This is a genomic window from Arthrobacter sp. SAFR-023 (assembly GCF_051965295.1).
Classification (GTDB): Bacteria; Actinomycetota; Actinomycetes; order Actinomycetales; family Micrococcaceae; genus Arthrobacter.
Genome location: NZ_JBQCMF010000004.1, coordinates 1 through 13,332 on the forward strand (window position 1 = coordinate 1; position 13,332 = coordinate 13,332).

The 13,332-nt window shown below is 63.1% G+C and carries 10 protein-coding genes and 2 pseudogenes; 5 read left to right on the plus strand and 7 right to left on the minus strand.

Annotation, left to right across the window (positions count from 1 at the left end; translation table 11 throughout):
* Positions 1-779: 779 nt before the first annotated feature.
* On the minus strand, positions 780-971 hold the full coding sequence (locus tag ACTHQX_RS05855; protein WP_440156202.1) for a hypothetical protein: 192 nt from the start codon (positions 969-971) through the stop codon (positions 780-782).
* 231 nt (positions 972-1,202) lie between these two features.
* On the opposite strand from ACTHQX_RS05855, the gene ACTHQX_RS05860 reads away from it, so the two are divergent.
* The 3 genes from ACTHQX_RS05860 to ACTHQX_RS05870 all read left to right on the plus strand — a co-directional run bounded on the left by ACTHQX_RS05860 (position 1,203) and on the right by ACTHQX_RS05870 (position 4,468).
* Positions 1,203-1,478 carry a DUF5655 domain-containing protein gene (locus ACTHQX_RS05860; protein ID WP_236808344.1) on the plus strand — a complete coding sequence of 92 codons (276 nt, stop codon included), beginning with the start codon at positions 1,203-1,205 and terminating at the stop codon, positions 1,476-1,478.
* Positions 1,479-1,964: 486 nt separating this feature from the next.
* Positions 1,965-3,224: a multidrug effflux MFS transporter gene (locus ACTHQX_RS05865; RefSeq protein WP_236809268.1), complete on the plus strand. Its 1,260-nt coding sequence runs from the start codon at positions 1,965-1,967 to the stop codon at positions 3,222-3,224.
* Positions 3,225-3,796: 572 nt separating this feature from the next.
* The gene (locus tag ACTHQX_RS05870) at positions 3,797-4,468 is read left to right on the plus strand and encodes a response regulator transcription factor (protein WP_236808350.1); all 672 of its coding nucleotides are present in this window, start codon (positions 3,797-3,799) and stop codon (positions 4,466-4,468) included.
* An 18-nt stretch (positions 4,469-4,486) separates the two neighbouring features.
* Here ACTHQX_RS05870 and ACTHQX_RS05875 read toward each other — a convergent pair whose 3' ends face one another.
* Positions 4,487-5,836, minus strand: a complete 1,350-nt coding sequence (locus ACTHQX_RS05875) for a sensor histidine kinase (RefSeq protein WP_440156204.1) — start codon at positions 5,834-5,836, stop codon at positions 4,487-4,489.
* 755 nt (positions 5,837-6,591) lie between these two features.
* On the minus strand, positions 6,592-8,703 hold the full coding sequence (locus tag ACTHQX_RS05880) for an Ig-like domain-containing protein (RefSeq protein ID WP_236808359.1): 2,112 nt from the start codon (positions 8,701-8,703) through the stop codon (positions 6,592-6,594).
* Between the two features lie 801 nt (positions 8,704-9,504).
* Between ACTHQX_RS05880 and ACTHQX_RS05885 the strand changes: the two are divergent.
* Positions 9,505-9,805: pseudogene (locus ACTHQX_RS05885) on the plus strand (DUF4193 family protein).
* Between the two features lie 374 nt (positions 9,806-10,179).
* On the opposite strand, the gene ACTHQX_RS05890 reads toward ACTHQX_RS05885, so the two are convergent.
* On the minus strand, positions 10,180-10,776 hold the full coding sequence (locus tag ACTHQX_RS05890) for a TetR/AcrR family transcriptional regulator (protein WP_236808364.1): 597 nt from the start codon (positions 10,774-10,776) through the stop codon (positions 10,180-10,182).
* 518 nt (positions 10,777-11,294) lie between these two features.
* Here ACTHQX_RS05890 and ACTHQX_RS05895 point away from each other — a divergent pair.
* Complete coding sequence (locus ACTHQX_RS05895; protein ID WP_236808365.1) at positions 11,295-11,567, plus strand: DNA gyrase subunit A; 273 nt, start codon at positions 11,295-11,297, stop codon at positions 11,565-11,567.
* 112 nt (positions 11,568-11,679) lie between these two features.
* Here the strand turns inward: ACTHQX_RS05895 and ACTHQX_RS05900 are convergent.
* The 3 genes and pseudogenes from ACTHQX_RS05900 to ACTHQX_RS05910 form a co-directional block, all read right to left on the minus strand.
* Positions 11,680-11,822 (minus strand): annotated as a pseudogene (locus ACTHQX_RS05900) (IS21-like element helper ATPase IstB); the annotation flags it as partial.
* A 91-nt stretch (positions 11,823-11,913) separates the two neighbouring features.
* Positions 11,914-12,126: a hypothetical protein gene (locus ACTHQX_RS05905; RefSeq protein WP_440156207.1), complete on the minus strand. Its 213-nt coding sequence runs from the start codon at positions 12,124-12,126 to the stop codon at positions 11,914-11,916.
* A 323-nt stretch (positions 12,127-12,449) separates the two neighbouring features.
* On the minus strand, positions 12,450-13,253 hold the full coding sequence (locus ACTHQX_RS05910) for a cyclase family protein (RefSeq protein ID WP_236808374.1): 804 nt from the start codon (positions 13,251-13,253) through the stop codon (positions 12,450-12,452).
* Positions 13,254-13,332: the final 79 nt, after the last annotated feature.

A 13,332-nucleotide genomic window follows, 5' to 3' on the forward strand; every position in this document is an offset into this window, starting at 1 on the left:
GATGGGCCACACGATGGAAGCCGGCCCTGAATGCATTCGCCATCAGCTTCGACGGAAGAATCAACTAAATGCCAACCGTGGATCCACCGAAAATCGGACAGTCCCCCCTGCGGATCAAATGTGGGCGTATTCCGCCCTGTTCAACGCCTCTTTCGTTGATCTTGTTGCGGGTCAGGTCCAGGCACGAACGCTTGGAGAGGGTGCGAAGGAAGCAGCCAGACCCGTCTTTCGGTAGAAGCATCGACCTCGAGCGGCGGGTACTTGCTGACCCGAATCGATTCCAATGCCCTGCAGTTTTCCATGGCTTGAAGCGATCCGTCTTCGGGCAGGACTCCGAAGAGTTCAAGGTGAGTCAGAGCTGGCAGCTCGGCTAGGGGTTCCAGGGAGCGAACCGTCGTCTGCTTGCCGGAGGAGTCCCAGCTCGGCAGGGTGCTGAGCCTAATCGTGCCTAGTCTCTGCAAGTGGCTAAGTGGAGCCAAATCTGAGACGTTCGGCAAGTGCATGATGCTCAAATATTCAAGGTTGCTAAGGCTGGCTATCGGTTCCAGATCTGTATCTGGATAGGTCGCAATTACTAAGGTCTTCAGGTTTTCGTAATCTGATAGGCCGCTAAGGGACTTGTATTTGCAGTGCCAAATCCTGATCGCTGATACCTGTGACGGGGATGGATGCGCAGGGAGGGAGCGGGCGCCATCTCTCATGTATTCAGCGATCATCCTGCCACGGTACTTGAAACGAGGCAGCAGCCTTCCGCCTTGGCGTGGTCGGGCTGAACCCTACTAGTCATGGCCGGGTTCGTCGCTCGACGTAGCGTGACCACGCGTCGCCTGCTGCGTCGGCGTGGAGGAATGCGATTTGGTGGCTGTAGCCGAGTGCGGTGCAGGGGAAAGGGTGAGGTGTTCGTCGAGTGCGGTGTTTCGTGCGCCGCGCAGGTCGATGCCGAGGCTACGGAGCCCGGTCCATGATGCCATTCGGGTGAAGTGGTTGTCCGGCGCGGGTTCCCGGGAATAGCCAAGGACTTTGGGCGTCTGATCCTGTTCTGAGGTTCGGGCGGTTTCGCAGGTGTTCTTGGAGTAGTTCTGCGAAGGGTTGGGGCACGGGAAGAGTGCTGCGTCTGCCTGTCGTATGCTGGCTGGATGGCTCGCACGGCAAGAGAACGCATTGATGGTGATCCACTTTCGTCCGGCGTTTACAGCGCGCCTATGGACAAGATTTCTGAGCTGGACGGGTGTGAGCTGCAGGAGAACGCGTCGTCGTTCCACGTTGCTCACGGACGAGCGTTCCTCGGTATCCATCCCCGCCGTGGCGGTATCCTGATCAACATTGTTCTAACCAGGGAACTCGAATCGGCACGGGTTCACCGCGCAGAGCGTGTGTCGGCCAACCGTTGGCACAACGAAGTGATCCTGAAGAACCCCGCAGAGATCGACGCCGAACTGTTCATCTGGATCCGTGAAGGATATGCCCACACCGCGTGAGGTTCTTGGCGGGTCCGGCTGGCCATGGTGCCTCTCGTCCCGATGTTCCTGACGTCGAAGTCAGGTAGTAGGAACCTGGGAAAGTGGCCCCGCAGGGAACCTGGTCGACGGATGCGGATTGCGCGTCTCTACTGAAGGTCCAGGGCGTGCCCGTACTGCGACCAGCCGCCAACGAACAGGGGCCTTTGCCAAGACCCAGGTGTTCCAGGACCAGCAGGTTATGGCAGGCGGTCACTCCCAACCGCATACGGCAAGGCAACCCGGGACTGGGAAGTAAGGAGCCGCCCTGCCTACCATTCGCAGTCCTCTCCACCCTGGTCTCTGGATTCCCGGAAGAATGCCAGGGGCGCCGGGGAGCGCGCATGGCAGCCAGACTGCGGACGCCGGTTTAGGACGACTTCGCCGCGGGTACTCCCATAACTTCAGTTGGACCGCTCAAGCCACGCGGCGGACCCGTGCTTTCACACAAGTTAGGTTTGCCGCGTGATGGATCCGTCCCACCCCCACAACACCAGCAAGCAGGCACCGCGCACCTTCAAGTACATCCTCGTGCTGGGCGCCCTGGCCGCGCTTCCGGCCCTCACCACGGACATGCATCTGCCCTCCTTGCCCGCCGTGGAGGCTGACCTCCAAACCACCCAGACCGCCGCCCAGCTCACGTTGTCCGGAACCCTTGCCGGCATCGGGCAGTTGGTGATCGGCCCGTTTTCGGACCGATTCGGACGACGGCTGCCGCTTGTCATCGGCATTTCGCTGCACGTGGTCGTCTCGTTGTTATGCTCCATGACGCCGAACATCGAAGCGCTGACAGGGCTGCGCGTGCTGCAGGGCTTCTTCAACGCGGCCGCTGCCGTGGTGGCCCTCGCTGTCATCCGTGACCGCTTCGTCGGCTCCGCTGCCGCCCAGCTGCTGTCCCGGCTAATGCTGGTGATCGGCGTCGCGCCGCTCCTGGCCCCCACCGTGGGCCAAGCCATCGCCGGACTCTGGGACTGGCGGGCGGTCTTTTATGCACTGGCGCTCATAGGGGTCGCCCTGGTGGCAATCGTCTGGAAGTTCATGCCGGAGACGCTGCCCGAGGACCGGCGCAGCCCGGGCCACCCCAGCCATGTAGCCAAAGCCTACGGGTCCCTGCTGCGGGACAAGCACTTCATGGCGCTGGCCGTCATCCCCGGGCTTGGGCTGGCCCTCATCATGAGCTACGTGGTGGGCTCCCCCTTCGTCTTCCAGAACGAATACGGCCTCACCGCCCAGCAATTCGCCCTCGTCTTCGCCCTCAACGGCACCGCGCTTGTCCTATCGGCGCAACTCAACGCCGCCCTTGTTCGAAAATTCCCGCCCGTCCGTCTCCTGCGCACCGCCCTCCTGGTGCAGCTGGGCCTCGCCCTGCTGCTGCTCGTGCTGGTGGCGACAGGTACCGGCGGCCTATTTGGCCTGATGGCCGGCCTGTGGCTGGTCCTGTCAGCCCAAGGCATGATCCCGGCAAACGCCTCCGTACTGGCACTGCACAACTATGGCCACATGGCGGGAACGGCCACAGCGGTTATCGGAGCCCTGCAGTCTGGCGTCGCCGGGCTCGTCAGTCTTTTGACGGGGGTCCTGGGCGGAAATGCGCTGTCGATGGTCAGTGTCATGGTCGGCAGTTGTGCCTTGGCAGTGACCGTGCTTGCCGCAGGAACTCCTGCGTACCGGAAGGGCGGCTGGCCGGAGCACGCGGAACGCGATGATGACCAGCGGGTCAGTCCTTAGTACCGCCGTAAGCGTCGGTATTACCGACCATGCAGCCCAGCCCGGATTCAGCGCTGTGAAGAACCCAAAATCCGCGCCAGCCGCGCCACTGTCCAGATCTGCAGGGCTTTTCGGTCCCCGACGAATTTCACATGCAGACAGCGCCGAGTGTCAGGTTGAAAGCTAGGACCGTAACGGTGAAACGTCAGCTGAAACGAAACGGACTCTACTGTAATTTGCGGCGATAAATGGCGGTGCTTTTGCACCGCTCCATGTCGCCCCCGGATCACCCTCCCAGCTTCCGGGAAGGGCTGGGTGCCGGGCTGTCGGGTCCAACCGCGTATCGGTGGTTGAGCGACCATCAGAAGGTGTTGCCATCGCCGGTTCGGGATTTCGGTGTGCCCCATGCAGGGCCTTTGTCATCACTGCCCTGCTTCATCACTGCCCTGCGCGCCGGCATAACGCGATAACCTGTGTGACAGCCCTGCGTTCCTCATCATTTTCAAATGATTCTTCGCATACCGCTGCTGGACACTTGGCCCGGTCAGTCGCACACTGATGCTTGTCCCGGTACAGGTGAGAGGATGCCAACCGTGCGGGTCCTGCTTGTGGAAGACGAAGTCCTGCTCGCTGAGACGATTCGGCAGGGGCTGACGACCGCCGGTTTCGTCGTCGATGTTGCCCACGACGGTGTTGATGGGCTGTGGGCCGCCTCGGAGAACCTCTATGACGTTGTCGTACTGGATGTGATGCTTCCGGGTATGCATGGGTACGAGGTTCTGAAGCAGATGCGGGAGCGGCGGAATTGGATGCCAGTGATCATGCTTACGGCAAAGGATGGTGAATACGACCAAACCGATGCGTTCGATCTGGGAGCAGACGACTACCTCACCAAACCGTTCAGCTTCCTGGTCCTGGTGGCACGGCTGCGGGCACTCATTCGCCGCGGTTCGCCCGAACGGCCGGTGGTTTTGGAGGTCGGTTCCCTGAGGCTGGACCCGACAACGCGACATGTGGCACGGCACGGCCAGGGCATCTCCCTGACTGCCCGGGAGTTTGGTTTGCTGGAATACCTGATGCGCAGCCCGGAGCAGGTCTTGTCGAAGGCTCAGATCCTCGACAACGTCTGGGACCCGGAGTTCCGGGGCGGGGACAACGTCGTCGAGGTTTATATCGGGTATTTGCGCAGGAAAATCGATGAGCCGTTCGGCCTCAACACGCTGAGGACGATACGGGGCATGGGATACAGGCTCAGCCCTGATTAGGTTTTTGCGACTGGCACTTCAAAAGGGCAGCGGGGCAAGTGGGGCCATCGGCGGGAAACTGACCTCAAAACGACACCATCCCTGTGACGTCTCGGCTGCGATAACTCGGCCAGCGTGGGCCTCCACTATGGCACGGGCGATCGCCAGTCCCAGCCCGCTGCCGCCCTGGTGGCGTGACCGGCTTTCATCCAGGCGGACGAATCGTCCGAAAATCCTTTCCCTGTCGGCCACTGGCACAGGGGCTCCGTCGTCGTCGATGGTCACGACCACTGCCTGAGCGGTGACCGACAGTTTCACGGCGATGGTCCCTGCGGCATGGCGGTCGGCGTTGTCGAGCACGTTCCGAAATGCCTGGCTCAGCCGGACCGGGTCTCCCGTAATCCTGGCCGGGACCAGATCAGCGACGATCCGGTGTTGGCTTGTGGCGTTCACTCGGCGCAATTCAGCGGCCAGAACATCGTCGAGGTCGACATCCTCACTGCGGAGGGCCAGTCCTTCGTCATTGGCCTTGGACAATGTCAGGAGGTCTTCCACGAGGCCCTGCAACCGACGCGTCTCTTCGGCGAGGATTGGCTGCATGCCCCGCCATGTTTCTCCGGAGGAGTCAGCGATAGAGATGTCCAGGCCTGTGCGGATGGTCGTGAGCGGACCCCGTAATTCATGGCTGGCGTCGGAGACGAACTGCCGTTGCCTTTGGTCGGCTGTTTCGATCCGGTCCAGCATGGAATTCATTGTGACCGCCAAGGCCTGCAGCTCGTCCCCTGTCGCGGGGACGTCGACCCGCTGGCTCAACCTTCCCGCGTCGATATAGCTGACCTGTGTACGGATGGTGTCCACCTGCCGCAGTGAACGCCCGATCAGGTAATGCACGGACAGGCCCACCACACCCAGCAGCAAGGGCATGGCAACCAGCCAGAGCCAGGTGACAATCCGGACCGTGTCTGACTGGGGCTGAATGGCTTGGCCGGCCAGGACCCAATACTTCCTGCCCTCATCATCAACGCCCAACACCACAACGTAGCGCTCGTCGGCGTCTCCTAGGAGACCGGGCACCGATACGCTGTCGGTCGCGCTCTCATCAGGAGCCGGCCTGAGAAAAGTGAGGGGAGTTTTTATCAGCCTGGGCTCCGACGCGCCGATTACCCTCCCCGTCTCGTCGATGATTTGCACCAAGGGGTCTTTCTTTACGGTAGCGGCGACTGCCAGGCTCGCTTCTTCGGCATCTTGGTTATGTATCAGGGCCGCTACATCCTGCACCTTGGTCCGCAGCAGACTGTCAGTCCCCGACACGAGTGCCGACCCCAGTATCAGGAGCATCAGCAGCCCGCCGGTCAGCAGGGCGAGGGCGACGACGGCCAAGGCCGCCACGGTGGACTGCCATCGGAGTCCACGCAGCAGACCCGCTCCACGCCCCCGGCGTATTTGCTCGGATACGCGCACCGGGAGCGCAGCTGAGGACGACGGACCCCGTTGAACCATGAAACCAAGGATTCAGGCTGAACCGTCCCGATGCAATGAGAGCCCTGCCTGTCTCAGTTTCCTCTCAGGAACCCGGCCCCATCATGGATGCGGTACTGGATACCGAATGACAACCAAGACGAAAGCATCAGGCGATGAACCGGATAGGAAATTGGCCAGACCCAATGTGACAGACATAGGGCGACGAGGCAGCCATCCTGACCATCATCGACGTCTTCGACGACTGGTTCCGCGAGGGCGCTGCCCAGGTCAGCTCATTCCTGCACGTGAAGTCCAGCTCAGCGCGCCTCGGCCGTAGGAGGCGCCCTGGCCATCCTGGACAGTGCACTCGCCCGGGCACCGCGGTAGGCGCTGCAGCGCCGGCCGGCGCGCTGCCTTCCCAAAGGCGTTCCCGAATGGCCCAGCGTTCGGACTCGGCGACACTCCTGCCGGGCAGAACCGAAGCCGGCATCAACCACCTCGGCGCCGGCTCCTGAAACACCACGCCAGGGTGATGCATGCCAGGGGCAACGAACCCGAAGCGGACAGCTTCGCATGTGGCGTGGATGCGTAGCGGAGACACAGCCCAATCCGAAGCGTGAAGCACCGCCCGCACATGCGTGGGGCGGTGCTTCCTGAACGGTTTTCCGTTGGGTATGGAGTGGTTAGCTTGTGCCGGTGGTAAAGCTCCAGGCGGTGCTGGCCAGGGGAGTGCCGGCCACATCCCGTACCGCGGCGGTTCCGCCGGTGAGGGTGGCGGTGTACCTGATGCTGGCGGCAAGAGTGGCTGCCGGGTTGAGGATCCACTGGTTGGTGGTCCCGTTGCGGGTGACCGTGGCCGCCACTGCCGCGCCGGTCGCGGCGTTCTTCAGGGTGAAGGTGGCGGTGCTGACGCCGTTCACGGGCTTACTGAACGTCGCCGTGATGTTGGCCGCCCTCAGCGTTCCGGTGCCGTTCACTGCCGGGGCCCGGGAGGTCACTGTCGGCGCGGAGCCTGTGGTGAACCGCCAGCTGGTCGTTGCGAGCGGCCGGTTGGCGAGGTCGCGGATGGCGGCCGTGCCGCCGGTCAGGATGACAGTGTAGGACGTGCCCGGGGTGAGCAGGGCGGTGGGATTCAGCGTTGCACGGCGGGTGGCCTGGTCGTACGTCACCGTCGCCGGAATAGTTGTCCCGGCGGCGTTCTTCACGGTGAACGTGCCGCCGGAGACTCCCTGGACGAACTCACTGAAAGTGGCGGTGATGTTCGTGCCGGTACCCACGCCGGTCGCGGCCGATGCGGGTGTCCGTCCCGTGACGGTCGGCGCGACGGTGTCGGCAGGGCCGATCCGGACAGCCCGGCTGGCTACGGCGCTGACGTTGCCGGCGGCGTCCGTTGCCCTCACGTTGAACACGTAGGTCCCGTTGGCCTGGGCGTCCCAGGTTTTGGGTGACGCGCAGGTGGGGTCCCAGGCGGTGTTGCTGGGAAGCAGCTGGCACTCGAATCTCGCGCCGGCTTCGCTGCTGAAGTTCAGCGTCGGGGTGGTGTCCAGGGTCGGTGTTGACGGGAACGGTGCGATGACCGAGGCCACCGGCGCAGCACTGTCCACGGTGAACGTGAGCGTCGGGGAGGTCAGGAACTGGGGAACTCCGGCCGGGACAACACCGGTCAGCGGGTCCGGTACGAAGGCTGGGTTCGCGGTCCGGGACTGGATCCTGTGCACACCCTGGCCCAGTGGTGCCAGCCGGGCGGAGTAGTTTCCGCCGGCCAGGGTGGTGGCCACGGGGGTGGCCGCCCCGTCCACGATCAGCTGCACGGGCGCGGTGCTGCCCGCTGCCACGGCACCGGTGACGGTGGGTGCCGTGACGTTGGTGATGTTGTCCGTGGCGGACCGGCCGCTGTCACTGGCTGCCGCCAGATCCGGGGCGGAGGGGACGCCGTCGGACCCTTCCGCTATCAGTCCCTGGACTGTGAAGGTGTTGACGGTGAGGGTGTTGATCCCGGGACCTCCGGCGTTGGGGCCGGTGATCACGACGGCGTTCGTGCCGGAGGGCGCGCCGGTGACCGTCCGTGCTGTGTTGATGTCACCCAATGTCCCGGGGGCGGCTCCCACCTGGCGGAGGAAGGTCGCGGTGCTGCCGGCCTTGTAGTCACCCAGGAAAGCGGCACCGACACTTGCCCAGTCGCAGGGCACGGTCGGGCTGGGTGCGCACACGCCGGAGTCAATGGTGGTTTTGATCCTGCCCAAGGCAGCGTTCTTGGGATCCGGCGCGGCCGTCAGAACGTTCACGCCGTAGGGGTGGGCGATGGTGTAGGTGGCGTTGGGAACGAGGTTGTCCACGAGGAACCGCAGCCTGGCGAAACCCATCTGCTGCCCGGGCTCCACCACGCCGTTGGTGTGGGCGCCTTCAAGTCCGGCCTCATAGAGCCCGAGGTTGCCGCCGGTCGCGGACGCCTGGAACCAGAACGCCTCCTCGGGGAAATTGTCCGGATACGACGCCGGCGCGGCAGGGTCCGGCGGCTCGGAAAGGCACCCGGCACCGGCCATGTAGCAGAGCTGCAGCTTCACCGTGCCGTCGGAAAACCAGGTCGGAAAGCCGTTGGACGGATCCACAGGCCCCACACCGGCTGCCGCCGCGCTGGCAGGAACCGCGGCCAACGGCGACAAGGCGGCACTCAGCAGCGCGGCAGCAGCAACAGATGCCAGTCCGCCCGCGGCCCGTGCCTGGCTCCGCCGCGGGCGAGACCCGGTTCGGGCTGCACCGTCAGGCGCTGTGTGGCTAAGTAAATTCGCAAACATTTTGACTCCTTCGGACTTGAAATGGCCCCCAGTACCTTCCAGGCCAGATCAGTAAGTGGCACCCACCACACCGCTACCGTGAAACACGGACCTTGGATAAATGCACGCCCTCCCTGCCCTTGGCAAACCCCCCACCCACTCAAAAAGGGGACCAGCATCCCCCTCTTAGCGTCCTGCTGTCCGCCTCGCCGCGCGGCTCCCGCCGGAAACGCCGCCCCCTCCGGGAACGTCGAAGTAGACCTTTCGCCAGTCCGGAATTGGGCGGCGTGAGCCGAAAAGCATTAGAAGGGTCACGGCCCTTGCCCTCAGCCAGCCCGACGGATAAGGCCAACTTTCCTGCCCGGGATGCGTCCGGATGACCGGCGCATGCACTGGCGTTGTATGCAGCCCTTGTCGAAACGCGAGTATCAACTGGCTCGTGGGCATCGCGCTGTGGCCCGTCTTAGCTGGGTCGCGGAGCAAGGCGTGGGCAACCCCGGGAAGCGGTGCGAAATCCTCTCGCCCGCGTACCGTCACGCCCCAAGGAGATGCAACGTTTTTCCAAGTTCATGGCTGGATGCTTGATGCAGGGCCGGTGGCGGTGGTCCGGGTCCCCCCTCCAGGATCTGCTGCACAGTCCACTCCGCCGCCGGCCCCGATCTCGCCGTACGCATATCCTCACCGCCCGAGTACGCTTCCCGGGCCTGGCGCGGACAGGACGGGAACGGCCGCCACTAGGCCAGCCGCTCGGGTCAGCGTTGCCGGCCGTTGGTGTGCGTTGGCTACCCCAAAGATCAAACATTGGAAGGATCGCCGCCCACGGTGGCAGCCGATTACGACGAAGTGCGTTCCGACGTCAAAGAATCCCAGGGCAGTTCCCTTGAAGCGCTACGCTCCGCCCAGGCGCCGAAACCAACAGTGTGGTCCGGGACCTCGAGGAAACCGACGCACTGGACGATACCGTCATCCCGGGCGGAGAGTTCGTCGCGGAGGAACTCGTTGTCCAGGTCGTGCCCGAGGCGGATGACGCGTTTACCTGCCACTCATGCTTCCTGGTCCGTCACCGGTCCCAAATCGCCACCGAACGCGATGGCCACCTCTACTGGTCGAATGTGAAGGCTAGGTCCGAGACATCGGGTGCCCCTGGCCGGAACGGATCACGACCGCTCACGCGACTGAAACGGCCAAAATCCGCAACGGAAAGATTCTCCGGCCGTGGTCGCAACCCTCGGAGTGCAACTTTTGGCCTCCCCTGCGTGCCCGGAAGCGGCCCTGCTCCGGCACCTCTATGACGTCCAGGACCCGGAAGACCTACCGCCGTTCACCCAGCCTGAGGTTTAGGTGAACATGCGTGCCGTCCCGATGTTCCTATGAGTCAAATTGAGCACGCAGTCTGGTTTGACCGCACTCACTTTCCACAAAAGAAGCGTCCGTCGCGGCTTAATTCGAGCCGCTTTGGCATTTAGCTTTAGCGAAAGTTTGCCGGGTTGGCGTACTTCAGGGCCGGTGGCTGTCGATGAGCAGGGTAGCCATGTCCTTGGCGCGGGCAGCGGCGCGGGGGTCACCTTCCGCCGCGGCGACGATGGCTCCCTTGATCAGGATGTGGATTGACCAGGAGAAGTCGTAGGGGTTGTCGAGGCCGGCGGATCTTGCGAGATCGGCGATCTGCTCCCGCGTCTTTTCCAGGTACTGGATGCTCGCCTTCCCGAGAGGGTGGTCCGGACCCATTTCCATCATCACGTGAAGGAAGGAACTGACCTGCACCGCGCCCTGGCGGAACCAGTCGTCAAAGACGTCGAAGACGGTCAGCATGGCCGCCTCGCCGCGGGTCCCGTTCCGGGCGATAGCGTCCTCGATCGCGGCAGTGCGTTCCTGGTACCACTGCTCAAGGAAGGCCAGGACGACGTCGTCCTTGGACTGAAAGTGCCGGTAGAACGTCGCCTTGGCCACCCCTGAAGCACGGATCAGTTCGTCGACTCCTACATCGCGGATCCCCCGCCTGGCGAACAGTTCGTAGGCGACGGCAAGGATCTTCTCCGGGGGACTGCCCGTTGCAGGTCGCCTTGTCTGTCCGGTCCCCTCTGAGGTGTCCACAAACCGGATAATACACGAGCACGAGAATGACCGTTCTGTCTGGGTCTGCCATGAATTCAGTCCTAACGTGACTTCCCAGGACGTTGCAGGAACTGTCCACGCTTGCCTGCCCACGGCTCCTTTGTCGTGGACACTCTTGGAAAAATCGCTAAATCAGTGGACTCACACCGGTGACGCTGCACCGTAGGCTCCTTTTGCCGGGGGAAGCAGAGCCGGCCCCTGGGTTTAGCCGGATAATGGGTGACGAGCCAGGCTTTGCTGTTGAGCTGGACATTGATGCCGGGAACGGTCAACAGCGTTTTTGGTTCTGGTTGCCGGAGGAAACCGGCAAGCGCCTTGGTTCCTTTCTGGCCGACACATCGACACCACCAGCTCCGTAGCAGGTCCTTGGCGGCATCGGTCACAAGGAGACCTGCTGGCGGTGCGGTACAGGTTTCCCTCAAAAAATGAAGTGCCAAGCTTAAGATTCCCAATGGGGCGCAGAGTCCCAGAGACTTCCGTCGTGCAAGAATCGCCGCATGGATGAGGATGAGTGGCAGACAAGGCAACAATTGATGATCCACGATGCCTTGGCACAGGCCATGGATCGGCGTGACGAGGTCTTCCAGATCATTGAAAATTCAGAGGACATAGACGAAGCAATCCGTCGGGTGGGTCAGCTGCTGGGGGTGGGAGAGTTGGGCAGCCGGGCAGTCCTCGACCTGCAGGCCAGAAGATTCACCCGAGACCAGCGTCAGGCCATCGCTTCGTATGCAGAAGAACTTAGATCAAGGTTGCCTGATGGCCGCTGAAAACTTCTTGTTCTTGGTCGATCCCTGGTTCCTCGATCGAATGCGTCCGGATTAGTTGCCGGTAAACGTGGCGCGGCTCAGCCATCCGACTTGGCCGGCTTTCCCCTTGGTGGAGTAGCCCAAGGAGCCGAGTGGCGAGGGTGTATTTCACCCGGTGGCCCTTCTCCGCGGCCGCGGCCGCGGTGCCGAGACCGATGAACAGGTGGGATTTACCGGTCCGGAGTCTCCGATGAGGCCCAGGGACGGGCCCTTGCGCGGGCCCAGGCCCTGCCTGCTGCCACAACCTGGCAGACGGGCTACATCGCGCGAAGCCCAGCGGCCTGCAGCGGCCTCGGGGAGGATGGCGTCAGTTAGCTTTGCTGCGCCCTGCGTTCGCACACATACGCTCGAGAACGCTGACAGCCATGGCGTATTCATCGGCTCCAACACCTGCCGTGCGGTCGCCCCGCGCCGCCTCCACCAAACCCGTCGCCTTGGTGTGCAGTGCGCTGCCCGAGTTGGTGAGCACCAGGAGGCCGTCCTGCAGGAACACCAGCTTTCGTTGAACAAGCGATGCCATGTCCTGTTCGTGGGCGCCCATGCCGTCAGCCTGCGTGAAGGGGCGCAGGGCATTGCCACGGCCGCAGGTGTGGCCGGACCAGAGCTGAGCGTGTTGAGGACCTGCCACTGGCGCCTGGTCAGGCGCAGCCCGGCGAGAGTGGCATCGAGCAACGACTCCAGTGCCGCATCCAGCTGCTTCACCCAATATCCGACAGACCTAATCGCCAAGCCATCGTGGCAGGCCTCAGTGACCCAAACCCACCCCTGCCCCCCGCCGTCGGTCGGCTGCCCGGAACAAGCCAGAAGTGTCAGGTTGAAATCTCGGACCTTCGCAAGGGTGTGTCACGCGCCGACCAGAGCGAACACGCGGGCTGGACTGCCGGTTCCACCAACAATCGGCAGCGGGGCGACGATCAGTCCTGCGCCCGCTGCTGGCAGCTGCGTCAGGTTCCGCAGCGAAGTGACGCCATACTTGTCGTTTCCCAGCAGGTAGTGGTGGGCCGGGAAAGGGGGCTGCTGTCCGGCGGCATTGCCGGCATCAATACCGACGGTTTCCACGCCAACGCCGGACAACACGGACTCCTGGGCGATCCACCGGGCACACTCGACCGTGAATCCGGGGGAGTGGGGGTTGCCGTATTCGTCTTTGTTCAGGAAGGCCTCCCGGGTTTGGGACCGTTGGTCCCATCCTGTGCGGACGAGAAGCCAGCCGCCGTCGGGCAGGGGACCATACTCGGACTCCCATTCTTGAATGTGTTGGATATCGACCAGAAAATCGGGGTCAGCAGCGGCTTCTGCGGCGACGTCGAGGACGACCGCCGGACCTACGAGCCGCGCGGGCTCGATCTGGGCCACGTCCTTGCCTTCGCGTCCTGTGGCCCAGTGGGTAGGGGCGTCCAGGTGGGTTCCAATGTGTTCGCCGGTATGAATGTTGTGGTGCTTCCAGAACGGTCCGGGTTCGTTGTAGGCGGAGACTTCCTCAAGCGAGAAATCGATGAGGTTCACAAACGGCTCCGGCAACTCCAGGGTGGGGGTGGAGGCGGAGAGGGGCGTAGTTAAGTCCACTACTTGCGTTTTAGCCGTCCGAAGGTCTTCAAGAAGGGAAGCCAAGCCCGTGCCCGTGTCCGATACAGCACTACGTTCCATAACAGCTCCTTGGATGTTGATCTTGGCGAGGCGGGGTGAGTTGCCGCGCTGGGATTCGCCTCATGGCGAGTTTCTGCGA

What these genes read in the sequence shown, in the direction of transcription:
- ACTHQX_RS05910 (WP_236808374.1), bottom strand. Translation starts at nt 13,253, where the DNA reads ATGGAACGTAGTGCTGTATCGGACACGGGCACGGGCTTGGCTTCCCTT.
- ACTHQX_RS05905 (WP_440156207.1), bottom strand. Translation starts at nt 12,126, where the DNA reads ATGGCATCGCTTGTTCAACGAAAGCTGGTGTTCCTGCAGGACGGCCTC.
- ACTHQX_RS05880 (WP_236808359.1), bottom strand. Translation starts at nt 8,703, where the DNA reads ATGTTTGCGAATTTACTTAGCCACACAGCGCCTGACGGTGCAGCCCGA.
- ACTHQX_RS05895 (WP_236808365.1), top strand. Translation starts at nt 11,295, where the DNA reads ATGGATGAGGATGAGTGGCAGACAAGGCAACAATTGATGATCCACGAT.
- ACTHQX_RS05860 (WP_236808344.1), top strand. Translation starts at nt 1,203, where the DNA reads ATGGACAAGATTTCTGAGCTGGACGGGTGTGAGCTGCAGGAGAACGCG.
- ACTHQX_RS05855 (WP_440156202.1), bottom strand. Translation starts at nt 971, where the DNA reads ATGGCATCATGGACCGGGCTCCGTAGCCTCGGCATCGACCTGCGCGGC.
- ACTHQX_RS05865 (WP_236809268.1), top strand. Translation starts at nt 1,965, where the DNA reads ATGGATCCGTCCCACCCCCACAACACCAGCAAGCAGGCACCGCGCACC.